This window comes from Sporosarcina saromensis, assembly GCF_054901285.1.
In genome coordinates this window covers 1,253,883-1,280,560 of sequence record NZ_CM142738.1, presented here as the reverse complement: position 1 = coordinate 1,280,560, position 26,678 = coordinate 1,253,883, and the positions used below count along the sequence as shown (strand labels likewise).

The following is a 26,678-nucleotide window of genomic DNA, read 5'->3' as shown; positions in this document are numbered from 1 at the left end:
GGGACGTTCAATGGATGAACAACTTAATCTTGCTCCTTGTGGTTTTTTTGTGCTCAATAAAGACTTAGAAATTATTGAAATGAACGAGACACTTCGTACCGTTTTAAAGCTAGAGCACACAGTCCATTTCCAAGATTTGCTTACCTTGCCTTCTCGTGTCTATTTTCAAACGTATTTCTTACCCGCCATATCCATCCATCACCAAGTACGGGAAATGTATTTGAATTTTAAAGTTGAAGGTCATACAATTCCTGTGCTCGTAAATGTTAACGAGCGGAATGGCGTATATGAAGGAATTGTTGTGAAAATCAATACGCGAAATGAATACGAAGCGCAAATGCTTGCTGCACGGAAAAACGCCGAACGCATTCAGAAAGAAACCGATCTTGCAAACGCAAAATTGCTTGCACTTCTGGAGGACGTGGAGAGAAAACAACGCGAGCTTGAATTGCTAAATACAGAGCTTGAAAAACTTGCCGCTCATGATGAGCTAACAGGTTTATATAATCGACGCGTTTTCCAAAAAGAACTGGCATTGGCAGTGCAGCGTGTGCAGGCGAAGGAGCTTCCAGGGTTTTCTTTGGCCATTTTGGATATTGATCATTTTAAAAAAGTGAACGATATTTACGGTCATGCTATAGGGGATAAAGTGCTCGTGGAACTGACGCATAAAATGCGAACGATGATTGAAAAACCACATCTCCTTGCAAGAATTGGCGGCGAGGAGTTTACCATCATTCTCTATGAACCTGATCCTCATAAAGCTGTTGCGCTTGTAGAAAAGCTTCGCGAGCATGTCGCTGTGTCACCGTGGGAAAGTATTGCAGCAACTATCTCACTTGGCATTACGCCTTTTAGGGAAGACGACAATGCAAACAGCTTGTTCACCCGTGCGGATGATGCGCTCTATGAATCTAAGCGGAACGGCCGAGATCGCGTTACGTATTTGTAAGTTGCTTCAATGAAGGATATAGCGCATTAAAGCAATTTTCTCTACTAATTTTTTTCTGAAGCTGGAACAATAAAGTTGATACACCTCGGCTACGAGTACCACGACAACCTCCATAAAGACATGTATTCTAAACAGCAAAAAGGGAAACTCCGTAGTCGGCAGTTTCCCTTTTCTCATTAGTCCTCAATCAATTCTTCATTTAATGTCAGCAAGGCCACACACTCCACATGGACAGTGTGCGGGAACAAGTCTACTGGCTGCACGGTTTGAAGCGTGTAGCCGAACGGCAATAACTCTGCTACGTCTGTTGCAAATGTTTCCGGCTTGCATGATACATATACAATCCGTTTAGGCTTTGCGCGGCCAATTCTTCTCATTACTTTACCGCCCGCCCCGCAACGTGGTGGATCGATTAAGAGGATATCAGCAAATCCGAATCGCTCATGCATCTCGTCGAGTCCATGGCGTGCATCTCGAGCGAGGAATGTCGTGTTGTGTAAATCATTATCGACAGCATTTCGTTTTGCAGATTCGATTGACGTTTCAACAATTTCAATACCTGCCAATTCCTTTACGCGCGCGGCAAAAGGCAATGAAAATGTACCGACACCACAAAACAGGTCGATCATCTTTTCATCTTCTTGCGGCTTGCCCATTTCCAATGCGAGTTCAACTAGCTTTTGTGCTTGCAAAGGATTCGTTTGGAAGAACGTATCGAACCATAGACGGTAACGGTACCCTGCCATTTCATCATAGATGAAGTCACGACCAGCAAGCAGATGGGTATCTTCAGATTGCGTGCGGTCCGCCCAATCCGTATTGACGAGCCAAAGTAAACTCTTAACGTTCGGAAACTTGCTCGTAATCCGCTCCACCAAGTTTTCGACTGCGAACGCCAATTCACCATCTGGTGTTTCGGTCGCAAATAGCGCCAACATCATTTCCCCTGTGGCAAACGATTCACGTACCATCAAATGGCGTAGAAGTCCTTCGTGCGCATCTTTGTCATACCCTTTCAGGCCAAACTCTTTTACCCAACTCCCCACTTCCAACATGCCATCGACCATGTTTCTCCCTGCGATAAGACACGTTTCAAGTGAGATGATTTTGCGGAAATTCCCTTGTTCGTGGAGCCCGATCTCTCCTTCAGGCGAGAAGGTGAATTCCATTTTATTGCGATAATGCCACGGATCGTCCATTCCAATTGTATCTCGAACAAGTTCAGGATCCAGCCCTTCACCGCTCAAGGCCGCTTTCACCTTTACGGTTTTATGCTTCAATTGCCCTGCATACGACCAATGTTGCCAGACACAGCCACCACAACGTTCGAAGTGTGGACAAGGGGCATCCGTCCGGTCAGGGTTGGCTTTTAGAATTTCTTGCGGCATCACTTTTCGTCTCCGCTTATCTGGATTGTCCACAACAACTTCTACAGACTCTCCAGGCAGTGTCTGTGGTATCGTCAGCTTTAATTTCCGTGGATTGTTCCCTTTATCACTTTCACGCCAGATGACAGCCTGGCCGTTTCCTTTATCATCTACATGATCAATTTCAGCAACAAGTGTTACATTTTTTATTTCAGTCAAGGAATACTTCCCCTTTCAACAATCAATTCACGCAGTATTTGTCTAAACTCCCTACAGCTTCTACTGTACATAACAAGTACACGCTTTGCTATTATAACGAAAATAATGGTCTATGAACATGCGCAGGTGAAATTCTTGAGTGGACTTTGCTTGGTGAGGGCAGGTGTGGTTCTAGTTCGATGCAGGGGGCTGGATTGGACGCAAGATGCCCTGCTTTGGGCGGGGGACTTCAAGCATTGACCCCTTTAGCATCTACCGGTATCCGCCATACTGCAGAGTAAAAATTCCAGTGAAACGAAAATTTTTACAAACAATTGAAACTATCTTTAGCAGATTTCGTATAGTTAACTAGACATATAATGAATGAGGAAGGGTTGTGATCGATGATGCGTTCAGCGAATCCAAGTTTAGGAGAAAACACTTTTAAGAACTTGAGTCATAACGATGGAATGGCGATGACGATTCACGGTACGGTGAACAAAACGTTCATCTTGTTTTTGTTGCTCTGTTCAACAGCGTTGTTCACGTGGTACCAATTCTTCTCTGGCAGTTCAATTGAGTCGCTTGTTTGGATTGGAATTGGCGGAGGATTTGTCGTGGCACTCATTACAATTTTTGTGAAAAAAGTGGCTCCGTTTACCGCTCCCCTTTATGCACTCCTTGAAGGTTTTGCTGTAGGTGGAATTTCGGCCATGTTCGAGGCACAATATGCAGGTATCGCCATACAAGCAATTTTGTTAACACTTGGGACGTTGTTCACTCTCTTGCTCGTCTATCGGTTAGGCATTATAAAAGTAACGGAGAACTTCAAATTAGGTGTTGTGGCAGCGACAGGTGCAATTTTCTTCGTCTATTTAGCCGATATCATTTTGCGATTCTTTGGAATGAGTGTGCCATTCATACATGAAACTGGTCTCATTGGCATCGGCATTTCGGTCGTCATTGTCATTGTTGCAGCTTTAAATCTTGTACTCGATTTTGATTTTATCGAAAAAGGCGCGGAGCAAAGGGCACCAAAGTATATGGAATGGTACGGTGCATTCGGTCTTATGGTCACACTCGTCTGGTTGTATTTTGAAATTCTACGGTTGCTCTCTAAGTTGCGAAGCAAGTAAGAACTACCCGCTAATACATTGTAAAAAAGATCTACAAACTTAACTATTTTACAGAAATGATCAACTTGCAAAATTTCGTTTTCATTCACAAGTTTTCTGAAGGAGGTATGTCTAAGTGGACTTCTATGCATTCGATGGTACGATGTCATCAGTCGTTCCGGTTTTCATATTTATTATTTTCGCTATCGTCATCGGCACAATCCTCGTCAAAACGGTGACAGGGGTTAGCCAGTGGTCAACAAACAACAATTCTCCCCAACTTTCGGTTTCTGCGCAAGTTATGACAAAACGGACAAATACATGGGGAGGCAGTGGTGATTCCTCTGCACGCACTGATTACTACGTCACTTTTCAAGTGGAAAGCGGTGATCGAATGGAGTTCACTGTGAAAGGAAAAGAGTACGGTTTATTGGCGGAAGGTGATGTTGGGCTATTAAACTTTCAAGGAACGCGTTACTTAGGATTTGAGCGTATGAGGGATGAACCCTAATGTTCAATTCCCTTTTACACTCTGAATTAAGATGAAGAATTTGCTATGCATTACAAATTTCATTTAAAAAAGTGTAAACAATGTCATAATCGACTTTGTCTACACTCTAAAATCCCCTGAATTTTAGCGGGATTTTTTTATTTGCTTCAGCTTCATTTCGGAGACATACCCAGCATATTATAAGAATCTTGCATCACATTGTTTGAATATTCGTGATGCCTATATGTATTTTATTGTTCCTTATTCTTGCTAATAAAATTAGATATAAATTCATTAGTTTTTTGTATACATTAGCTTCATCCCATCAATATACCCTCGATATAACACCTTACTTTTTAACACTCCAAATTTTATAAAAATATTTTATAGTTCTCTCTTTTTAATGATGAAAATTTCTTCTAATTTCAAAAACAATATTGCATGCGATATATCGGTTATGTTATATTCATAAACATTACACCTATACTGTAATTTCGAAAGGATATGAAAATGGACGAAATTCATAACAAGATTAAAAACTTACGGTTGGAACGCAACTTAACGTTAAAAGAGTTAAGTGAGCAAACAGGACTCTCCCTTAGTTTTTTATCACAGATTGAAAGAGGGGCTTCTTCACTTTCAATCACTTCGCTGAAGAAAATATCGGATGCGTTAGGAATTCATATCAACTACTTTTTTGTGGATGAACACGAAAAACAAACATTTGTAGTGCGTGCCCATGAGCATCACCCTTTCACAACAAGTTCTGGAAGCCAAGTGTATTCTCGTTTGACAGGTACTTTTAATAATAGAAAATTAGAGCCTCTAAAAGTGACCCTCCCCCCTCATATGTATGAGGAACATCCTTATAGCCATAATGGCGAGGAATTCTATTACGTATTACAGGGTGAAGTCATTTTCTATTTGAATCACGAAAAGTATCACTTGTATGAAGGAGATACAATCCACTTTCCATCCAGTCTCATTCACCAATGGGAAAATCCATTGCCGACCGAAAGTATTGTGTTAAGTATTGTGACACCAATTATCTTTTAATGAGGAGTGAAGTACATGAGAGTAGCAACAGATATCGGCGGAACTTTTACGGATTTAGTATATGTAGATGAAAACGGAAAAATTGGCGTAGCCAAAAGCAGTACAACACCACCTAATTTTGAAAAAGGGGTACTAGATGTTATTAAAAAAAGTGGTGTCGATCAAGTCCCACTATCTATGTTCATCCACGGGACGACAGTTATCATTAACGCATTAACTGAGCGCAAAGGTGCTAAAACCGGCCTCATCACGACAAAAGGATTCCGTGATGTGTTGGAGATTGCACGTGGGAACCGGCCGGACCTTTTCAATGTGAATTATCAAAAGCCTGAACCTTTTGTGGAACGTCATCTACGACTAGAAGTTGGCGAACGGCTTACGTATAAAGGTGAAGTGTTAAGTGCACTTGACTTGGATGAAGTGAAAAAGTGTGTGGAATTCTTTAAAAAAGAAGGCGTGGAAGCCATTGCAGTATCCTACCTTCATTCGTATGTGAATCCAACACACGAACAACAGACAGTACAATTAATCAAAGAACTGTGGCCTGAAGTGAAAGTAACAGCTTCTAGTGATATTACGAAGGAATGGCGTGAATATGAACGTACGAATACAGCTGTATTAAATGCGTATGTTCAACCTGCTGCCACAACGTATATAGATCGTTTGGAAAATGAGCTAAAGGCGCAAATCGAAATTGAACAACGTTATATTATGCAATCGAATGGTGGAACAACTAAGTTTGAAAAAGCGAAAGAAGCTCCGATCAATATGGTCGAATCCGGACCTGTTGCGGGAATTTTCGGTGCAGCTGTTCTTGGTGAAATGATTGATGAAAAGAATATTATCGCTTTCGATATCGGCGGAACGACTGCAAAGTGCTCGCTTATTGAAAATGGTGAAGTAAAAGTTTCGACGGACTATTACATTGAAAAGGACAGCAGAAATGCTGGCTATCCAATTAAGACTCCCGTTGTCGATATTGTTGAAATTGGAAATGGCGGTGGATCCATTGCTTGGATCGATCAAGCAGGTTCCTTAAAAGTGGGGCCTCAATCAGCAGGTGCATTCCCAGGACCAGTAGCATACGGACAAGGTGGAACAGAACCGACTACGACTGATGCCAACTTGCTGACAGGTCGTCTTTCTTCCAAAAACTTCGATTATGACGTCGATCTTGATGCTGTGAAATATGCAATGGAGACAAAGATTGGGAACCATTTTGGTATTTCACCTGAAGATGCAGCCCTCGGGATTATCCGAATTGCCAATTCAAATATGTTGAATGCGTTGAAACTGATTTCCATTCGCAAAGGCTATAATCCGAAAGATTTCACTTTGCTTGCATTTGGTGGCGGAGGATCGATGCATGCTCCAGCTTTAGCTTTAGAGCTTGGCGTGAAAAAAGTCGTTGTTCCGATTGCTTCACCCGTGTTCTCGGCTTGGGGCATGCTTATGACCGACCTTCGCCATGATTATATTCAAACGTATATTAAGCGGATGAATGAATTAACAATGGAAGAAATTAATCAATCGTGGACAGACATTGAAACGAACGCGTTCCGTCATTTTGAAGAAGAAGGAATGGCTGCAGAAAATGTTGAGTTCCATCGATTTGCTGATATGCGTTATCTAGGTCAAGAACATACCGTTAAAGTACCTGTTAGCAATGGTACGTGGACTGAAGATGATAAACAAAAAGCAATTGAAGTGTTCCATGAACTTCACGAAAAGAACTTTACATTCAAACTGGAAGACGTTCAAACAGAAATTGTAAATCTTCATGTTACTGCGTTTGGGAAAGTAGAAAAACCAACCATTTCAAAACAACTTAAAGACGGTGCAATCACTGAAGCATTAAAAGAAGAGCGATCTGTTTATTACGAAAACGATGGTTGGGTAACAACGCCGGTTTATGATCGTGAAAAACTTCCTACAAACAAAGTTGTGGCGGGTCCTGCGATTGTAGAAGAAAAAGCGGCTGTCACAGTGATTTATAAGCAACAAAAGCTCTATGTAGATGAATACGGCAATATCATCATCGAAAAGGAGGAAAACTAATATGACCATTACTTCAAAAGTCGATCCGTTTACACTCGAAATCGTTAAAGACTCCCTCCTAGCGACGGGAGACGAGATGTTTGTCGCTCTTGCAAGAACGTCGATGAGCCCAATAATTTATGAAGTGCTTGACTATGCTAGTGGTCTTACTGATGCAAAAGGAAATCTTCTTACACAAGGTAATGGGGTTACCGGGTTTATCGGGATGTTAACCTTCATGGTGAAAGAGACGTTAAAGAAATACCCTGGCGACAAGTTAAAAGAAGGAGACATTATTATCATTAATGACCCGTACCAAGGTGGCGGCTCTCATTTGTCAGATGTCGGCCTCGTCATGCCAATCTTTTTTGAAGGTGAGCTCATTGCCTTTTCAGCCAATAAAGCACACTGGACAGAAGTCGGTGGGAAGGACCCGGGATCATTCACGAACGACTCGGTGGATATTTTCCAAGAAGGTCTCCAGTTCTCTTGTCTAAAACTTTATGATGAAGGAAAAGTGAACGATGCACTCGTTGAAATTATTCGCTCCAACGTTCGCTTCCCTGATCTTTCGCTCGGTGATATGTGGGCACAAGTTGCTGCACTGCGTACAGGAGACCGTCGTTTACAAGAATTGTGTAAAAAACATTCGAAAGATACGATTCTTGCAGCGATCAACTATTTGCTTGATCACGGTGAAAAGATTTCTAGAGAAGAATTAAAGAAATTGCCCAAAGGTGAATTCTATGCAGAAGACTTTATCGACACAGATGGCATTGGGAACGGACCATTTCCTATTAAAGTAAAAGTGACAATTACGGATGATGAATTCATCTGTGACTTTAGAGGAAGTTCACCTCAAGTACCTGGCCCGATGAACTGTTCGCTCACAGGATTAACATCTGCCGTCCGTGCAATTTTCTTAGCCATTACGAACCCAGCTCAGGATGTCAATGATGGTGTATTCCGCCCATTGCGTATCATCACAGATCCAAAATCGATTATGTCAGCAGAACGTCCCGTACCAGTGTCCAACTATTTTGAAACACTATTAGGGAGTTTGGATCTCGTTTGGAAAGCAATGGCACCACACTTGCCAGAACGCTTAAATGCCGGGCATTTCCTATCGGTTTGTGCCGTCACCTTAAATGGCATGCATCATGAAACTGATGAGGCTTTCCTTATCGTTGAACCTTCTGTCGGTGGATGGGGTGCATCGAATCGTAATGATGGGGCTTCCGGCCAATTCTGCATGGGAGACGGCGAAACGTACAACGTTCCAGTCGAAGTTGCAGAAACGAGATATGGCGTCATGTTAGATGAGTACAGCCTTCGAGAAGACGGTAACGGTGCAGGCGCCGGAAAGTATGTCGGCGGAAAAGGAGTCACTCGTTCATACCGCGCGATGACTGATGGCCAAACAGTCACTGTAACCTATGGCCGCAATAAGTTCCTACCATGGGGCATCGACAAGGGGCATCAAGGATCACCAAACGAATTTTATGTGGATAAAGCAGATGGCACAACAGACGGCCCGTTTGGTGTATATCCTCGATATAAACTGAATAAAAATGACGTTGTTCGCCTTATGACGGGTACTGGTGGAGGTTACGGAAATCCGAAAGAACGCCCTGCTGCACAAGTGGCAAGTGACGTCAAAAATGGCTATTTTACAGTGGATGAAGCACGAGACATTTTCTACGTAGAAGTAGATACAAACACATTTGACTACAAAGAACTTGCTGGCAGAGCACAATAAAGGGGATTAACGACAATGAAAAAACAAACACCTCAGAACACGAATGAAATTGTTCAAAACTTGTTTCATGATCAATTTCCAAACGCAGAAGTGAAATTTGGCTATGTCACAGTTCCTGCAGGAGAACGTCTCCCTGCTGAAGGGACAACCTTCCATGAAGAACAAGAGTATTCCTTTATTACAAAAGGCAAACTGATTGGTGAATCTGGCGGTGAACCTTTTGAAATATCAGCAGGCGAAGCATCTTTCATTCCTGCCGGTGAAGTTCATTGGTGCCAAAATCCAGGAGACGAACCAGTTGAATTAATCTTTGCGCTTGTCAAAGCATAACTCGCAAAAAAAATTGAGAAAGCTTCGTATCCTTACTAATCGAAGCTTTCTCGAACTATACAACAAACTTTATATGAACTACCATTAAAAATATCTGAATAATTAATCTTTTTGAGCTTAACTAAGGGGTGAAACGATGGAACAACAACAAAACGGTAACAACTCAGAACACAATATACTTGGACAAGATAATGCATTAGCACCTGTCCCAGAAGGTCAAAGACAACATTGGATAACGCCTGCAATTATTTTTGGGGGTTTGGAATTCACAATCCCCGTCCTCATGGTGGGCGCTTCACTTACAGCTAGTTTCGGTATGAGTAAAATTCTGCTCATTTTAATCATTGCACTTTTCGGCTTTCAATGGGTTGGGAACGCTCTCCAAGGTTATATCGGTGCAAAAACAGGTCGCTCTTCTTCTGTTATCGCGAAATCCAGCTTCGGTTCGGTACAGGCTCGTGTCATTGTCGGTTTCACAATTTTCATTGTGTCGCTCGGCTGGTGGGCATTACAAACAGCTGTAGCCGGGAATGCAATGTCTGCAATGTTCGGCATTGATTATCATACAAACTGGTTAGGTTGGGCACTCGTTACAACAATCGCAGGTCTTCTTTTCGCACTACCTTCTATTATTGGTTATAACTCTATGAAATGGACAGACTATCTTGCGGTTCCATCGGGATTACTCCTCATCATTGGTGGAATTTATCTTACAATGAAAAATACAGGTTGGGACACAATCATGGCTTGGAATCCTGAACCAAGCATGACAATTCTAGCAGCAATTAGTTTAGTTATTGGGGTAAACGTGTCTCAATGGGTAATTGCTTCTGACTACACGCGGTATGCAAAACCTAAATGGAAAGATAACTGGATTATCCCAAGTGGAATTGCGGTTATCGGTTTTCCTCTATTCCTAGTAGGTGCAATCATGTCCGTAGGTGTCGGGGAAGCGGATATTGTGAACGTCATGATGAACTTAGGCTTCCCGTTTTGGGGCTTCCTAATTCTTTGGTTAGCTACTTGGACATCACAACTCGTTAATAACTATAGTATGGGATTAGCGTTAGCAAACTTGTTGAATGTGAACTCTGGTAAAGGACGAGCACTATTGACTCTTCTTGGTACAATTTTAGCGATTATCGTCGCCTTAGCTGGAATTCTTCAATACTTTGAGGACTTCCTCTACTTGACTGCCCTCTTATACCCGGCAATTGGTGGTGTAATGATGGGAGACTTCTTCATCATCCGTAAACAACAATGGGTAGAGTGCCCAGGTTGGAACTGGATGGCGACAATTGCTGTTGTAGCAGGTGTCATCGTCGGCTATATTACACAATATATAACACCGATGGGTTTACCAGCAGTTCAATCACTACTTGTCTCTGTTATCGTATATGTAATTGCCATGCGCATTAAAAAGAAAATTTCTCCAGATCAATTTACTGGCTGAGAATAGAAAGATTCCATCAATCCAACATCGGATTCGGTGGAATTTTTTTATTCATTTAAGATATTGAAGCTCCTTTTATGTCCGGACATACAACCAATTGACTTAAACCTACCCTATGTTCTTATTAGTAGAATAATTATAATTATTATTAAAAAATAATATTGATTATTTTCTGTCATTTTGGTAGATTGAACACAGACATGTGCTTCTTTGGTATTTCGACAAAATCGATTGGGGGATCTATTTTGTTTTAGACAAGGAAACAGATGATTTTTTATAGACAAAGGAGATGGGAGTTAGTGACAGTCAAGTCGAGAGAAAAGAAAAAACTTGGTAAAACGTCTGGTCCGTTACAACAGTCTGATTATGAACGGATTATTGAAACGCCCGAGTTCAAGCAGCTCGTCAAGAAGAAAAACCGCTTTTTAACACCTTATGTCATCGCATTCTTTACCATTTATCTAATGTTGCCTGTGTTAACTGGGTATACGTCGATACTCGAAACACGCGCAATCGGTTGGATGACGTGGACATGGGTCTATGCGTTCGGTTTATTCGTCATGGTATGGGTGTTTACACAAATTTATGTAAAGAAATCGAGACAATTCGACAAAGAAGTAGACCATGTACTTGACAAGCACGTTCGACAATAAGGGGGAATTGGACTATGAGCTTTTTTTCTGTTGCAATCTTTTTTGCGGTCATTTTGCTAACACTTTACATTACGTATTGGGCTGCCAAACAAACAAGGACAGCCAGTGATTTTTATACGGCTGGCGGTTCTCTGACCGGCTGGCAGAACGGTATGGCGATTGCTGGGGATTATTTATCGGCAGCCTCTTTCCTAGGTATTGCCGGTGCAATTTCTTTAAATGGCTTTGACGGGTTTTATTATAGTGTCGGTTTTCTAACTGCCTATTTGGTTGTTCTATTTCTAATTGCAGAACCGCTTCGTAACCTTGGGAAGTATACGATGGCCGATATGATTGGTTCTCGTTTTGGTGCGAAAAAAGTTCGTGGAGCAGCTGCACTAAATACGATTACGATTGTACTTTTCTATATGCTTGCCCAACTTGTCGGTGCTGGTGCCCTTATTAAACTACTATTCGGTATTGATTATATGCTTTCTGTACTCATTGTCGGCGTGATGATGCTCATTTACGTCTTATTTGGTGGTATGACAGCAACGAGCTGGGTACAAATTGTAAAGGCCATTTTGCTTATGATTGGGACAATCGTCATTTCATTCCTTGTGTTAATGAAATTCAACTTCAATTTCGTTGGAATGTTTGACGTTATGCGTACTGCGACAGATCACGGAGAATCCTTCCTTCATTCCGGAGTCGTCTACAAAGATCCAATTGGACTGATCTCTGTTTTACTTGCACTCGTTCTTGGAACAGCAGGACTGCCACATATTTTGATGCGCTTCTTTACAGTGAAAGATGCAAAGACCGCACGCTCCTCTGTCGTTTATGCAGTTTGGATTATCGGTATTTTTTACGTACTTACAATCTTCCTAGGATTCGGCGCAGCAAAGTTTGTCGGTTCGAAAGCCATCATTGCTGAAAACCCCGCCGGAAATATGGCTGCTCCTATGCTTGCAGGAGTCCTTGGCGGAGATCCACTTGAATCTTTCGTAGCTGCCGTTGCATTCGCAACAATTCTTGCCGTAGTTGCAGGGCTAGTGCTTTCAGGTGCATCCGCTATTGCGCATGACATTTATGGTGAAATTATTATGAAAGGTAAAGTTTCAGAGAAACAACAAGTGTTAGCAGCCCGTATTGCGGCAATCAGTGTCAGTGTCGTTTCAATTCTTTTGGCGCTTGGTTCAGAAAAATTGAATGTCGCATTCCTTGTTTCTCTAGCGTTTTGTATCGCGGCATCTGCCAATGTTCCAACGTTATTGATGACGATTTACTGGCGAAAATTCAATACAACGGGTGCAGTCGCCTCGATGCTGACCGGGTTATTTACGGCGCTTATTCTCGTATCTGTCAGTCCAAACGTCATTAACCCAGTTCCTGGAGCTGCATTCTTCGTAGGCGAACCACTCTTCCCATTCGTCAATCCGGCAATCATTTCGATACCTGCAGGATTCATCGCTGCAGTTGTCGGTACGTATGTTGGCGCCAAACGTCACGAAGCTGAAGAAACTTCCTATGCAGAAGTGCGCTTTAAAGCAGAAACGGGCTATCGTGGTGTAGAGAGCTAACCTTTCAATATTTCTATACACATTAGCCCCTCTAGCGATTAATTCGCAGACAAGCTCTATCAACAAACAAAAAAACTATACGATTACTACCTACAATGCATGAGCCGATTCGTACTTATTCGGTTCATGTATTTTCATTTTGTCCATCATCACGGCTCTACTGTAAAATATCAACTCTTTTCCGCGATAGGACTCACACGATTTAAAAAATCCTCATTTCAATGAGCAATCCACCATTCCACTCAATGAATATACCCATATCTTCAACAATTCTTTTTAATGAATTGATTCAATCGTTCAGTACATGTACAAAACCGCGAATAGAATGATAGTGTAATCTGCAGATTATAGAGCTTACTAGAAGGAGGTGTATTGAATGCCTTATACAACTGGACCGATCGAAAACGTCGGGAACTTGCCATCTAATGCAACTTCCGTTCAAATAAAAATCCTGAATCGCACAGGAGGTATGCTTACAGGTGTTGTCCGAGTTTTCCGGCTAAACGGGACAAGACAACTCATTACTTCCACAAACTTTGCCACTGCGGCTAATGCATCGACTGTTCGCAACTTGGGTTTAGGTGCAGGAACGCTTCAATATGAAGTGGAAATTGTTCCAAATCAAAACGGTGGAATCTATTCCGTTTACGGCTTAACAGCTTCAGGTGTAATCCTTCAAGCCCAAAGGGTACTGAATTCAGAATTGACGCAGATTCTCTAATTCAATAAGTTTGTGGCGAACATTTCTATATGTACTGTCATCTCCTACAAAATAATTTAAGGGGTTGTTCCTTAGACGATTGCTATCGTACTTTGGGACAACCCCCCTCTTTTTTGCTAAATCATATAAGAAATATCGGATGCAACGGTAGGATAAGCAAATGCCATTTTCTTTAGTTCTTTAATGGGCAACTCAAAACGGATCGCCGTTGCAAAGTGATTGATGAGTTCATGCGCTTCACCACTTAAAAGATGCGCCCCTAGAACAACTCCTTTTTGCGAATCCGTAATGACCTTAAACGCTGCATGCCTTTCATTTGTCCGTCGATACGTAAACCAATCAGACACTTCTTCGAAACGTATGTCTACTTCCCTTCCACATTCTTTTGCTTGTTGTTCCGTCATGCCTACTGAGGCGAGTTTTGGAGTGGTGAAAACGACAGATGCAACAGCTGGGTACTGCGCTTTTTTCTCATTGCCTCTTAGTAAATTTGCCGCTACAATATGAGATTCGGTTGTTGCAATTGGTGTCAAAGGAGGACCATCCGTTGCAGCAACGTCACCAGCTGCATATACACGTGGATTACTCACACTTTGCAAATACTCATTGACACGGACACCATTCTTATCGCTTTCCACATTCCCCTTTTCCAAGTCCATATCTAGTGCAGGCGACCGACCAGCTCCATGAACGACTAAATCAGCTTCCCATTCATGTCGCTTCTCACCCGCTGCTCCGATAACGGTATATTGGTCACCTTCTCTTTCGATTTCTTCCACAGAGACGCCTAAGTGTAGGTGTACGCCAATTTCTCGCGAACGTTTCAACAATAGTTGGACAAGATCTTGATCAAACTGCTTTAAGGGATTGTCTCCTCTATGGATAATATGGACTTCGGCACCTGCACGAGCGGCAATATGCGCAAATTCAAAGGAGATGTATCCACCACCGACAAAGACGATTTTTCTCGGCAGTTCTTCAAGCTCTAGAAAATCGTCGCTGGACGCTAAGTGCTCCTCCCCTTGAATCCCCATCTTTACAGGTTGAGCTCCTGTGGCAATCAAAATATGCTCGCCCACCAACAAGTGCGATCCAACTTGTATTTCCGTTTCACTTTGGAACACCGCTTTGCCTGTGTACATCTGAATGCCTAGTTTTTTAAACTTTTCTTCTGTTTGTTCAGGAACCGGTTGTGTAAAAGTTTGCTTGAATGCCATCAACGCTTGCCAATCAATCTGTGCATGTCCAGCAAGACCATTCCCTTGCATCCGCTCGTGCCAATCCATTAATTCTGCTGCGCCTACAAGAACTTTTTTCGGATCACACCCTCGGATTGCACAAGTTCCTCCAAATGGTCGGTCGTCAATGATCGCAACACTCCATCCTGCCTCTGAACATTTTTTTGCAGCAACTGCGCCTGCACTTCCTGTTCCGATGACAATTAAATCGTATTTGTTATCCATCTGACTCTCCTCCTTGTCACGAATATACACTTCTCTAATCGTACCCTCGTTTGAAAGGAGTAAATCATTTATCCGCATAAGAAAAACGCCAGCACAGAGTAAGTGTCCTGACGTTTCTCATTTTGCAGTCATACGTTTTGTGTATGGTCGTCTTGTTTATCAATTTTTGCATGATCGTCTTCAGTGCGAATAACCTGTTGCGCGACAGGAAACTGTTCACGCGCTAAAATCCCCGCAACTTTCGGGGCTGTCCAAAGCAACGGAAGTAGAAACAAGGAAACCGGAACAGCCGCCACGACGATGAATGATTGGATGGCAGTGATGCTCCCTTCTCCAATTGCTAGAAGGACGATTGCGACTGCTCCCATAATCATCGCCCAAAAGATCCGTAACATCTTTGGTGGCTTAGAATTTCCTCGAACTGCTACTGAAATTGTATAGGACATTGAATCTGCTGTTGTCACAACAAACAAAATCGTAACAATTAGAAAGGCAGGTGCAATGATGACACTGAACGGCAACTGCTGCGTAATTGCAATCATTGCTGCTGGCATGCCTGCACTGTTCAGCGCATTAGAAATTACACCCGGTTGCAGTAACTCGTAGAAAATTCCTGATCCACCAACAACCGTAAACCAGAAGCACGTTACGACAGGAGCAATAATGGATATTGATACAACAAGCTCTCTAATTGTCCGTCCTCTTGAAATCGTAGAAATGAAAACGCCCATCATTGGACCGTAGCCTAAAAACCAACCCCAGAAAAAAACCGTCCATAATCCAAGCCATTCAGAATCTCCATGGTACGTACTAATGCGTAGAAATTCTTGCAGATGCACACCAGATGCAGATAAGAAATTCGTAAGAATAAACCCACCTGGCCCTAATAAAAGCACGACAACCATTAATACTAACGTTAACAAGATATTCAAATTGCTTAAAAACTGGATCCCTTTTCGAAGCCCTGTGATTGCTGAAATCATTGCAATCGCTACAACACCTACAATAATGAGGATTTGCGTAAACATATTATTCGGTATACCGAATATCGCTTCCATGCCGTATGCCGCTTGCAAACCAAGAAATCCAATCGGTCCAATTGTTCCAGCTGCTACAGAAATGATGGCAAATGCATCGACCGCTGTCCCTAGCGCACTCTTCGTCATAATTTTCTCTCCGAATATTGGATAGAGCAGCGAGCGAGGTTTCAGCGGCATTCCTTTATGATAGTGAGCATACATTAAAACGATCGTGCTCAGTGTACCGAGGATCGACCATGCTAGAAACCCCCAGTGCAAATAACTTTGTGCAAGTGCCGGAATGACCGCTTCCTTTGTACTTGGCTCAACGCCATTAAATGTTGGCGGCGTACTTATGAAATGATACATCGGTTCCGCAGCGGCCCAGAACACACCGCCCCCCGCTAGTAAGGTTGTCATAATCATTGCTAGCCATTTAAATTTCCCTATCTCAGGTTTCTCTAATTTCCCAAGACGCACGCGTCCATAACTTGACAGGGCAATACCGATTGCGACAAAAAAGACACCTAACAGAAGTGCTTGCCAAAATGCTCCAAAATATTTTACAGCAAACGCAAATGACGTATCGACTGCGTTCGTGACGAAATCTAAATTGAGTAACGATGCGACTACGAATGCAACAAGTAGTCCACCACTAATCATTAATACGGGCCAGTCCGTTTTTGGCTGGTCTAACTTCATGCCTTCACTCCTCTCAACATTACTACTAACACCGGTTGAATTTCTTCTGATGCTAATAAAGGCATTCCAAGTAAATATATTGTTTACCTAAAGTGGTTAAATTACGCTACTATCGTCTATACGTCAACTGTTTAAGTTTATTTTTACATCAAATTAATAGGTTTTACTTTCTTAAATCACAAGATATTAATCGATATTCCCCTATGCATCTTCAACAATTTCAGGTAATACATTATTTAATTTTTACATACCTATCAGTTGTTTACGTCATTAAGTGAGAAAATTCAATAGATGAATTTATTCGCTTTATAAAAAAATACAACGCGTTAAAAATAATGTTCATCATTTAACTTTTATATTCACATACAAAACGTTCATTTTTTCATGTAACGAAGATCGTCATACTAAACGCAAACACTTCTTCTTCTATAGAATGGTTGAACACGGAAAAATCATGCTTCTTTGTCACATGAAAATAGTTGGTAATATACTAGAAAAAACATATACGGGGGAATGTTGTGGGAGCGATAAATGGCAGTGATTTTCTTAAAAAGATCAATTCACTCAATAATGAAATTTGGCTTGACGGTATGCAAGTAAAAGGACCACTTTCTGACAATAGTGCCTTTAAAGGAATTCTGCGCACAAAAGCCGATTTGTATGATGCCCAAGTATCCCCAGAGTTGTTACAAAAAATGACCTATACGTCACCAACTACAAAAGAACGTGTCGGTTTATCTTTCATGCAACCTCGCACAATCGAGGAATTACGGTTGAGAAGACGTATGATTGAACAGTGGGCTCGCCAAACTTGCGGGCTACTCGGTAGAAGTCCTGATTATTTAAATACAGTCATGATGAGTTTTGCCTCTTCGCGTTATTTATTGGAGGGAAAGGAGAATTGTTTTCCTCAACATATGCTAGCTATGTATGAAAAAGCGAGAGATAATGATCTTTCATTCACCCATACTTTCATTACACCTCAAGTGAATCGATCTCAAGCTTACTTCGAATGTAGCGACGAACCAATTGCTGCAAAAGTTGTAAAGAAAACAAATGATGGGCTTATCATTAGAGGAGCACGTCTTCTTGCGACTCAAGGTGGATTGACAGATGAAATTCTCGTATTCAGTACACCGAAACTACTTTGTGAACCTGAGGAAGCTTTCGCATTTTCCATCCCCTCAAATTCAAAGGGGTTGCGTTTCATTTGCCGAGAATCTTTTGTCGGAGGCACGTCAACGTTCAACTATCCACTCAGTTCCCGATTCGATGAGATGGATTCACTAGTCGTGTTTGATAACGTCCTAGTCCCTTGGGAACGTGTATTTTTCTACGATGCTCCCGAAGTCGCCGCAACCTTTTTCGGTGCAAGTTCCTTTCAACCTTTCACGTTTCACCAAGTCATCACGAGACAAATCGTCAAAACCGAATTCATGCTAAGTGTCGCCGAACTGCTTGTACAAACGATTAACATCAGTGAATATCAGCACATTCATGAAAAACTATCGGAAATCATCATCGGGCTTGAAACGATGAAAGCACTGCTCGCAAAATCCGAAATGGACGCAACAGTCGATACAGCAGGTTATATGCGACCAAGCCTGTTACCTTTGCAAGTTGCAAGCAACATCTTTCCGAAACTCTATCCACGATTTAATGAAATCATTCAGCTGATCGGAGCGAGTGGAATGGTTACATTGCCTACCGAAAAAGACTTTCAATCTGAGCGCATTCCTGACCTCCACCACTATTTACAAGCTGCAAACCAGTCTGCAGAAGACCGGGTGAAAATCTTCCGTCTCGCTTGGGACCTCACCATGAGCGCATTCGGCACAAGACAAACCCAATATGAACGCTACTTTTTCGGAGATCCCGTTCGGTTAGCCAGTTACCTGTATAAGTCTTATCCGAAAGATGCACATATGGAGATGGTTGAAAAATTGATAGGGATACAAGTTGGAAAGCGGTAATTGAAGTGATTAGGAAATGCCATCTTACACGTGTTGCTTGTGTGAGGTGGTTTTTTCAACTTGAAGCGAGTGTTGTGTTCCGAGCGGGTTACGTTGTGATGCGAATGAGGTATGTTGTGATGCGCCATGAGTGTTGCGATGCGAGCGGGTTACGTTATAAGCCGTTATTGTAAAATCAAAGAATTCTTGTAAATTGTATTTTGTATCTATTTATCAAGCGTGGTATTCTATACAAATAAGTAAATTCTACCTAAATAAATAGTAACTTTGGAGGCAGATAGGTTTAATGATGAAAACAAAACTGATTCATACGACTACCCGACGACTAACTTTCATTGTTCTCATTGTCGGTGTGATATTTTCTTTCTATTCTCTTTTAACCAATCCAACATCCAGATCTTCCTCCTCATTAAAACTTGGCCCTTATTATGAGATATTCCGTGATTCGTCTGCATCACTTACGATCGACGACTTATTAACCGACGATTATCATTCATCCTTCACTGCCAGTACCGAAAACTACTTAAATTTTTGGCATACAGATGATGTCGTTTGGCTTCGCTTACAAGCAGATGAATTACTGTTGGAGCACGATAAATCCTACTGGCTCGAACTAATTGATAAACTAGAGAGTATTACAATGTATCTTGTAAATGAGGACGGTTCTTATGAAATACAAACAGGTGGTTTTTCGAACTTAGAAAATCGGCCAATTCATTTCCGCTCGATTTTATTTACCATCGATAATCCATCAACTGTCTCAGAAATCTATCTGAGGTTAGAGGGTTCCCTTCCATTGACAGTGATTTCTTCTCTGTATACAACAAATGAATTCATACAAAAAATTATTTCCTACAAATTTTTCACCGGAGCATTTTACGGTTTCTTAACGGCATTATCTATTTATAATTTATTCTTATACTTTTCACTACGAGAAAAAGCATATCTGTTTTACGTTTGTTACATGTGGAGCTTCATGGTATTTCAAGCTACTATGAATACATTTGACATTGAGTTATTAGGTCAACTTGTACCCGAATGGTTTTTTACGCGATCATTGGTGTTAAGTTGCAACTTATTAGTGTTGTTCATGATTCTATTCGGAAGGGAATTTCTTGAATTAAAAAAGAACTTGCCAAAGTTTTATCGTTTATTGACCATCGCCTTATGGCTAAACATTCTATTGTTTGTTGCAGCAATACTTACCCCAAATGTCAGTATGATTAATGACGTAACAACGGTTTTCACGATGATTGTCCTCGTTTTACTATGGATATCAGGATTCCAGTTGCTTAGGAAGGGCCTTAAATCCGCACGCTTTTACATGATTGGGTGGACGATTCTCTTAAGCTCCATTGTTGTACAGGGTTTAGGTTTCTTAGGGATTATTCCTCTGCACCCGCGTATATACGAAGATGTTCCTGCAATTGGGGCAATTTTTGAAGCGTTATTTTTATCGCTCGCTTTAGGCGATAAAATCAGTATTATTAAAAATGAAAATGAACGCATGCAACAAGCGTTGACTGAAACGCTTGAGGATAAAGTGTTGGAACGGACGCAACAGTTAGAAAAAGCAAAAAGGGAACTTGAATACTTAGCGAATACGGATAGACTGACACAACTTGCCAATCGTTTTCGACTGGATTCTATGATGGATGTCGCTTTTAAGCGAGCAGCGAATGACAATCAACCGCTCTCGATTATTTTACTAGACATCGATAAGTTTAAAACGGTCAATGATACATACGGCCATCAAGTCGGAGATGCCATTTTAATTGAAACGGCAAAATTACTTACAAGGATCCAGCGAGAAAAAGATGTAATTGGCAGATGGGGTGGTGAAGAATTCCTAATCATTTGTCAAGAAACTACAGAGGGTGAAGCACTACAACTTTCCGAGAAGATTCGATTCCTTATGGAGCAACACGCATTTCCTATAGATGAATCGCTTACTGGTAGTTTCGGAATTGCTTCGTATCTTCCAGGTGACACCGTCCACACACTCATATCCAGATGTGATAAAGCTTTGTACCAAGCAAAACTGAATGGCCGAAATCGAGTGGAGGTTTTCTAGATTTCTGAATGTTCATGTCGATTTTTATAGTATGGGATGGCTCGCGTGTTGTGATGCGAGCGAGTTACGTTGCGATACGAGAGAGGAATGTTGTGATACGAAGCTATTACGTTGTGTTACGGCTCGAGTGTTGTGATGCGAGCGGGTTACGTTGTGATACGAGAGAGGAATGTTGTGATACGAAGCTATTACGTTGTGTTACGGCTCGAGTGTTGTGATGCGATCGGGTTACGTTGTGATACGAGAGAGGAATGTTGCGATACGAAGCTATTACGTTGTGTTGCGAGCGGGTTACGTTGTGATACGGATTAAGCATGATGACGTGGCAAGTGCTTTCCCTTCCCACCGCCCGCTTTTCTTATGCTTAGTCATCAATATTCACCATGAAAAAGTGGCCATAAGTTCTCAGGCCACTTTTTCACTTTTTCCGCTCTGCATTCAACTGCTCTTTGTTTTGTTTTATCAGCTTTTCAAAGTAAGAGAGTTCATTTTCTGCAGGTTCTGCTGACACATTTGAATTTTCACTATCAACGTTGTGGCTATACTCGTACGGAACACTTTTCTCTACTTCTTTATTCTCGTTTTCTTCTTCTCTCATGTTTTTCGTTTCGGATACTGTTCGTTTTTCTGAAGACTCCTCTTCTATTCGCTCATTTTCATAGGCTTCTTGCTTCTTAACTTCAACACAGTTTACAGCATCCATGTCCTCTTCCCGAACTTCAGAACTATGGGAGCTTTCGTTAGTAACTTCATTAAATTCTCCATGTGCATGCTCTCCATCCGCCTCTGGAAGTTTCGAGCGTTCACTGTCCGTCTTTTCCCAATCAAACCGTTCGTTCACTTGAAGATCACCATGTTGTTCAGTACCATCTTTCATCCAGGTCAATTCTGACAAGGAATCAAACCATTTCATAACTTCTTCAATAACTTTTTTATAGTCAGCTGAACCTTTTACTAATCCTGAATTGGGTTTATTGTAGAAACGAATTGGATGAAATGGATATTTTTCGTCTGTCACTTGAAGAAGAAGTGTAATTCTTTCCACTTTTCCACTCTCTGATATTTGCTCATCACCTGTCAGGTCTGTTTGGTTTGAAGTGGACAGTACGTGGTCGTCTGCAAGGACAGAAACCGATTCGAGTAATTCAGCCTTATAACTGAATGTCTCATACGACATATTCTTCTGCGGTTTCTCCAGCAGTTCCCCTTCATGACTTTGAGCTCTCCACAAATATATCTGTTGCTTGTCCCCATCTAGCGAAACTTTCGCCAATGCATCTGCCGCAATAAATGTACGTAGTCTGGAAGAAGCCACTCCATTCAGTTGCAAGGATTGGAGCTTTTTGCGAAGCACTTCTACTTGTTTATCCTCGATCCTCTGTTCTTGTGCAAACAGTTTCATCGCTATCACGCAAGCAATTACAAGCAATAAAAAAGCCTTCACACCATAGCCATTAAAAATTGCATGAATGAATAGTCCAGCCGCACCTAATGGAAGGAAGCAGCCTAAACACCCAAAGAAATTTGAAATTCTCGTAGCGATGGTTTTCCTCCCCTTTCCATAATATGAATTCTATTAACTGTACGGTTTGAATGGAGAGAAGTTTCATATTCCTTTCTCAAACGATACGATCCAATGGCCAGGCACCTAACTCCTCACCGTCTAATATACTACAGTGGAAGGAGTGTCAGTCATGCATTGGCAGCAAAAAGTTCACTATTTAACGGGACAGCCAGTCGGGGTTTCATTTCGCAACGGGCAAGGTACGTCAGGTGTATTATGCGGTTTCTCGGATGGTAAATTGCTTCTTATCGAATACCTGTACCATACGCAATTTGCAATGAAGCAGTACGATTTACGCACCATTCAAGATATCCATGGGTTTCCGCCATGTCCACATGAACAGCGTCTATATTAAATAAATAAACGAAAAAAAGTGAGAGGAACGGGAAATTCCTACTCACTTTTTTCATTTAATTCATACCTATCCCCTTCACTAGGAGCACGTTGTGGCATCCACTTAAAATCACTTCCTGCAGGATTTTGGAATACACGAAGTCCAAATTGACCCGCTACGGCAAATAGATGGTCAAAAATATCCGCTTGCACAGCCTCGTAGATTGTCCATTGCGTACTATTCGTAAAGGCATAGATTTCTAACGGCAGACCGTTTTCACTTGGAGCCAATTGACGAACCATCAGCGTCATCTCTTGATGGATGCCTGGGTGTCGTTTCAAATATTCATGTACATAGACTCGAAATACGCCTATATTTGTAAGCGCACGCCCGTTGACCGCATTGCTCCGATTAATGCTTTTGGTCGTGTTGTATGTTTCAATTTCCACTTCACGTTCCGTAATGTAGTCGCTTAGGAAGTGAATCTCTCTTAAATGATCGAGCAATTCTTTTGAGCAAAATGCAATGCTCGACGTGTCAATATGCAAGGCACGTTTAATACGGCGCCCCCCGGATTCTTGCATCCCTCTCCAGTTAATGAACGAATCGGATATGAGCGCATAACTCGGTATCATCGTGACTGTCCGATCAAAATTACGGACCATGACCGTGTTTAATGAAATATCGATGACATCCCCATCCGCCCCATATTTCGGCATTTCAATCCAATCCCCGACTCGCACCATGTCATTCGCAGACAATTGGACCCCTGCAACGAGGCCTAATAATGAATCTTTGAACACTAACATGAACACGGCTGAGAGCGCACCGATTCCACTCAGCAAGATTAGCGGACTTTCTCCTAACAAATTAGCTATGACGAGGATGGTTCCGATGATGATAATCGTGATTTTCGCTACTTGGATATAGCCTTTAATCGGCTTCGTCTTTGCAATTTCATACGTTTGATAAATATCATTGAACACTGTTAACAAGCGGTTCATCACACTAAACGCTACAATCATAATGTACGTGATTGCTAACGTTTCAATCGCCGTCCGATACGTCGGAAATGACGCAGCAAAGTAATAAATAATGATGGCAGGGACAAAATGCGATAACTTATGGAACACTTTTCGTTCTACTAATACATCATCCCATTTGTACTTATTTTTGCTGACAATATGCGTGATAAAGCGGATGACGACTTTTTTTGTAATGAAGTTTGCAATGACGCATAGAAGCGTAATGCAGGTAATAAGTATGATAAAAGCAACAGGATCAAGCCAAGGTGGCTCCACTCCATAGCTTGAAAGCTGATTACGAATAAAAACCACTTATATTCCTCCTAAACTGATTTGACCTATAATTTTCTCTTATAGAATTGTAGCGCAGGAATGCCGTTTTTGTCTGTACGATGACCTATTATTAGGGTGGATTTACTTGCTTTGAGCAATGGATGAGTCGCTATGAAAATCAGGCATTCTTCTTTTTCAGAAACCCTTTCTATATACCATTAAGGATACGAGAATTTATACGATCTATTCATCTCCAAAGAAAGGACGAATGGATTCTTTTCTTGTTGCACAATGATATACATGTTTTATTCGTATCCCATAGCATAGAAAGTTCGCACGTAACTGATAATGATTTTCAATTAATAGTTGACATTCCATTTTAATCTGATAAAATCAAATTTGTAAGGTAACTGATAATGATTATCACTATTAATCAATATCAATTCCGAAAATCAGAAGATGGAAAAGGAGATAGTCAAGCATGAAGAAATGGTCTTTATTTACACTTGTTTTATCACTACTTTTTGTTCTAGCTGCATGCGGAACGAACAGTGATAAAGATTCCAATACGAATGGAGCAACAGGAACAGATGCTGACAAACCAGCAACTGAAGAAACTACACCAGTTTCCATTAAGCATGAGCTGGATGAAGAAGAAGTTGTATTCGAGAAAACACCTGAGAAAGTTGTTGTCTTCGACTTTGGTGTATTAGATACATTAGATGAATTGAATATTCCAGTTGCGGGTCTTCCACAAGCAACGATTCCTCAGTACTTGGAAAAGTATAAGAGTGATGAATACGAGAATCTTGGAAGCTTGAAAGAGCCTGATTTCGAAGCAATTCATGCAATGCAACCTGACGTCATTTTCATCTCTGCTCGTCAATCAGATCTATATGAAGAATTCAAGAAGATTGCTCCAACTGTATACATGGGTGTAGACTACACGAACTATATGGATTCATTTACAAGCAACATGGAAACAATCGGTAAACTTTTCGGTAAAGAAGATGAAGTGAAAGCTGAATTAGCTGAAGTGAACGCTTCTATTGAAGAGATTAAGGAACAAGCAGCAGCTAAAGATGAAAAGACTTTAATAATTATGGGGAACGAAGAGAAAGTCAGCGCTTATGGACCAAGCTCTCGTTTCGGAATTATCCATGATGTTTTTGGATTCAAGCCTGCTGACGTAAACATTGAGAAATCTACACATGGTCAAAGCATTTCATTCGAATACGTAATGGAACAAAATCCTGACATCCTTTTCGTTATTGACCGCGATTCTGCATTTGATGCGAATGCAAGTGTAAAAAATGCGATTGAAAACGACATTGTTAAGAAAACGAACGCTTACAAAAACGACAAGATCGTTTACTTGAACGGTGGCCCTTGGTACCTTGCAGGTGGCGGATTACAATCCATTAAAATCATGATTGAAGATGTAAAAGCTGGATTGTAAGACAACCTTTCTAATACGCAAAAACTTCTGGTTGTAGAAACTAGAAGTTTTTGCTTTTTTTGCGTTCTCCCCCTTTTATCAAGTTACCCTCACAGACTTGTGATGCTAATTTAGCACGATTCACAAAATATTGTTATAGTATAGGTAACTGGTAAATCGTTAGGAGGAAATCAATGTTTAGTAAGCAAGCGATCGGACTCTTTTTTGTCTACTTTGCTCAGGAATGTTGCTTGCATGCTCGAATGAGTCTGCAGCCCCTTCTGAGAAACAAACTGTAGAGGCAGAAGTTTGCAACCGGCTTTAAAGGACCTGAAGCGATGATCGGACCCATTGAAAAAGGACCATTTTATGCGATTCCAGTACATGCGGGGTCACTAGGAACAAATGGAGGGCCACGTATTAATGAACATGGACAAGTGATTAGCCTCCGCGGAAATGTTATTCCAGGCTTGTATGCAGCTGGTAACGCAGCGATGGGTGTCCTTGGAGGTGCATATCCTGGTGCAGGCGGGACGATAGGACCAGCTTTAACGTTCGGATATTTAGCCGGAAAGCACGTGGGTAATGTTGAAAGTAGAAGCATACACATTGAAGAGATCGTTTTAGCATAATAGAGGAGGAATTTAGAAATGCCTAGTGGTACACACGCACTTGAATTGGATTTACCGATTGAGAAGATATGGAACTTTGTCAGTGATATGAATCGATGGGCGCCGCTCGTTCCCGGCTACATTGAGCATGAAATTTTAAGTGACACGCAATCGACTTGGACGTTCAAAGGCGATATCGGCATCATGCAAAAAACCGTTAAGCTGAAGATCGAAATTACAGAGTGGCAAGAGCCTTCGCTCGTAACGTTCAATTTGACAGGACTGAACGAAAACTTTGCAGGCAATGGTTTTTTTAAAGCAATTGCAGTATCTGAATCCAAAACCGAAATGGTCGGAAACTTGGATATTACAGCAAAAGGCATGATGGGACCGATGATCAATACAATCTTGAAAAACTTTGTGCCTAAAACTGCTGAAGACCTGACAAAAGCGATTGCAGAGGAAATTGAAAACATTGAACTGAAAAAAGTATAAGGCAGAACAAACCG

At 41.5% G+C, this 26,678-nt stretch carries 22 protein-coding genes; 17 read left to right on the top strand and 5 right to left on the bottom strand.

What is annotated here, in order from left to right; genetic code table 11:
* Nucleotides 1-10 precede the first annotated feature (10 nt).
* Nucleotides 11-952 (top strand): GGDEF domain-containing protein, encoded by a 942-nt coding sequence (locus tag ACVHUV_RS06355; protein WP_462086463.1) that lies wholly within the window; start codon nucleotides 11-13, stop codon nucleotides 950-952.
* A gap of 176 nt (nucleotides 953-1,128) precedes the next feature.
* Here the strand turns inward: ACVHUV_RS06355 and rlmD are convergent, their stop codons facing one another.
* A complete protein-coding gene (gene rlmD, locus ACVHUV_RS06350) occupies nucleotides 1,129-2,538 on the bottom strand; it encodes a 23S rRNA (uracil(1939)-C(5))-methyltransferase RlmD (protein WP_462086462.1) in 1,410 nt (469 codons plus the stop codon).
* 386 nt (nucleotides 2,539-2,924) lie between these two features.
* Here rlmD and ACVHUV_RS06345 point away from each other — a divergent pair, with 386 nt between their 5' ends.
* The 10 genes from ACVHUV_RS06345 to ACVHUV_RS06300 all read left to right on the top strand — a co-directional run bounded on the left by ACVHUV_RS06345 (nucleotide 2,925) and on the right by ACVHUV_RS06300 (nucleotide 13,693).
* On the top strand, nucleotides 2,925-3,653 hold the full coding sequence (locus tag ACVHUV_RS06345) for a Bax inhibitor-1/YccA family protein (RefSeq protein ID WP_462086870.1): 729 nt from the start codon (nucleotides 2,925-2,927) through the stop codon (nucleotides 3,651-3,653).
* A gap of 115 nt (nucleotides 3,654-3,768) precedes the next feature.
* Nucleotides 3,769-4,143: a DUF2500 domain-containing protein gene (locus ACVHUV_RS06340; RefSeq protein WP_462086461.1), complete on the top strand. Its 375-nt coding sequence runs from the start codon at nucleotides 3,769-3,771 to the stop codon at nucleotides 4,141-4,143.
* Nucleotides 4,144-4,632: 489 nt separating this feature from the next.
* On the top strand, nucleotides 4,633-5,178 hold the full coding sequence (locus ACVHUV_RS06335; protein WP_462086460.1) for a helix-turn-helix domain-containing protein: 546 nt from the start codon (nucleotides 4,633-4,635) through the stop codon (nucleotides 5,176-5,178).
* 15 nt (nucleotides 5,179-5,193) lie between these two features.
* Complete coding sequence (locus tag ACVHUV_RS06330; RefSeq protein WP_462086459.1) at nucleotides 5,194-7,236, top strand: hydantoinase/oxoprolinase family protein; 2,043 nt, start codon at nucleotides 5,194-5,196, stop codon at nucleotides 7,234-7,236.
* Between the two features lies 1 nt (nucleotide 7,237).
* Nucleotides 7,238-8,974, top strand: a complete 1,737-nt coding sequence (locus tag ACVHUV_RS06325; RefSeq protein ID WP_317944149.1) for a hydantoinase B/oxoprolinase family protein — start codon at nucleotides 7,238-7,240, stop codon at nucleotides 8,972-8,974.
* 15 nt (nucleotides 8,975-8,989) lie between these two features.
* Complete coding sequence (locus ACVHUV_RS06320) at nucleotides 8,990-9,304, top strand: cupin domain-containing protein (RefSeq protein ID WP_462086458.1); 315 nt, start codon at nucleotides 8,990-8,992, stop codon at nucleotides 9,302-9,304.
* Nucleotides 9,305-9,440: 136 nt separating this feature from the next.
* Nucleotides 9,441-10,757, top strand: coding sequence for a purine-cytosine permease family protein (locus tag ACVHUV_RS06315; protein ID WP_462086457.1), 1,317 nt, complete (start codon nucleotides 9,441-9,443; stop codon nucleotides 10,755-10,757).
* Nucleotides 10,758-11,056: 299 nt separating this feature from the next.
* On the top strand, nucleotides 11,057-11,410 hold the full coding sequence (locus ACVHUV_RS06310) for a DUF485 domain-containing protein (protein WP_462086456.1): 354 nt from the start codon (nucleotides 11,057-11,059) through the stop codon (nucleotides 11,408-11,410).
* A gap of 14 nt (nucleotides 11,411-11,424) precedes the next feature.
* Nucleotides 11,425-12,972, top strand: coding sequence for a solute symporter family protein (locus ACVHUV_RS06305; protein ID WP_462086455.1), 1,548 nt, complete (start codon nucleotides 11,425-11,427; stop codon nucleotides 12,970-12,972).
* Nucleotides 12,973-13,348: 376 nt separating this feature from the next.
* Nucleotides 13,349-13,693, top strand: coding sequence for an ATPase (locus ACVHUV_RS06300; protein WP_371390532.1), 345 nt, complete (start codon nucleotides 13,349-13,351; stop codon nucleotides 13,691-13,693).
* A gap of 116 nt (nucleotides 13,694-13,809) precedes the next feature.
* On the opposite strand, the gene ACVHUV_RS06295 is transcribed toward ACVHUV_RS06300, so the two are convergent.
* Both ACVHUV_RS06295 and ACVHUV_RS06290 read right to left on the bottom strand, forming a co-directional pair.
* Nucleotides 13,810-15,156 (bottom strand): dihydrolipoyl dehydrogenase family protein, encoded by a 1,347-nt coding sequence (locus tag ACVHUV_RS06295; RefSeq protein ID WP_462086454.1) that lies wholly within the window; start codon nucleotides 15,154-15,156, stop codon nucleotides 13,810-13,812.
* Nucleotides 15,157-15,284: 128 nt separating this feature from the next.
* Nucleotides 15,285-16,877, bottom strand: coding sequence for a BCCT family transporter (locus tag ACVHUV_RS06290; RefSeq protein WP_462086453.1), 1,593 nt, complete (start codon nucleotides 16,875-16,877; stop codon nucleotides 15,285-15,287).
* 518 nt (nucleotides 16,878-17,395) lie between these two features.
* On the opposite strand from ACVHUV_RS06290, the gene hpaB reads away from it, so the two are divergent.
* Nucleotides 17,396-18,850, top strand: a complete 1,455-nt coding sequence (gene hpaB, locus ACVHUV_RS06285; protein WP_462086452.1) for a 4-hydroxyphenylacetate 3-monooxygenase, oxygenase component — start codon at nucleotides 17,396-17,398, stop codon at nucleotides 18,848-18,850.
* 286 nt (nucleotides 18,851-19,136) lie between these two features.
* Entirely contained in the window at nucleotides 19,137-20,924 is a 1,788-nt protein-coding gene (locus tag ACVHUV_RS06280) for a sensor domain-containing diguanylate cyclase (protein WP_462086451.1), read from the top strand.
* A 418-nt stretch (nucleotides 20,925-21,342) separates the two neighbouring features.
* Here ACVHUV_RS06280 and ACVHUV_RS06275 read toward each other — a convergent pair whose 3' ends face one another.
* Nucleotides 21,343-22,353, bottom strand: a complete 1,011-nt coding sequence (locus tag ACVHUV_RS06275; protein WP_462086450.1) for a hypothetical protein — start codon at nucleotides 22,351-22,353, stop codon at nucleotides 21,343-21,345.
* Between the two features lie 265 nt (nucleotides 22,354-22,618).
* On the opposite strand from ACVHUV_RS06275, the gene ACVHUV_RS06270 reads away from it, so the two are divergent.
* The gene (locus ACVHUV_RS06270; protein WP_462086449.1) at nucleotides 22,619-22,843 is read left to right on the top strand and encodes a hypothetical protein; all 225 of its coding nucleotides are present in this window, start codon (nucleotides 22,619-22,621) and stop codon (nucleotides 22,841-22,843) included.
* 38 nt (nucleotides 22,844-22,881) lie between these two features.
* On the opposite strand, the gene ACVHUV_RS06265 is transcribed toward ACVHUV_RS06270, so the two are convergent.
* Nucleotides 22,882-24,159, bottom strand: coding sequence for a mechanosensitive ion channel family protein (locus tag ACVHUV_RS06265; protein ID WP_462086448.1), 1,278 nt, complete (start codon nucleotides 24,157-24,159; stop codon nucleotides 22,882-22,884).
* Nucleotides 24,160-24,601: 442 nt separating this feature from the next.
* On the opposite strand from ACVHUV_RS06265, the gene ACVHUV_RS06260 reads away from it, so the two are divergent.
* The 3 genes from ACVHUV_RS06260 to ACVHUV_RS06250 all read left to right on the top strand — a co-directional run bounded on the left by ACVHUV_RS06260 (nucleotide 24,602) and on the right by ACVHUV_RS06250 (nucleotide 26,664).
* Entirely contained in the window at nucleotides 24,602-25,579 is a 978-nt protein-coding gene (locus ACVHUV_RS06260) for a siderophore ABC transporter substrate-binding protein (RefSeq protein WP_462086447.1), read from the top strand.
* A gap of 317 nt (nucleotides 25,580-25,896) precedes the next feature.
* Nucleotides 25,897-26,190 (top strand): FAD-binding protein, encoded by a 294-nt coding sequence (locus ACVHUV_RS06255; protein ID WP_462086446.1) that lies wholly within the window; start codon nucleotides 25,897-25,899, stop codon nucleotides 26,188-26,190.
* Nucleotides 26,191-26,208: 18 nt separating this feature from the next.
* Entirely contained in the window at nucleotides 26,209-26,664 is a 456-nt protein-coding gene (locus tag ACVHUV_RS06250; RefSeq protein WP_462086445.1) for an SRPBCC family protein, read from the top strand.
* Nucleotides 26,665-26,678 lie beyond the last annotated feature (14 nt).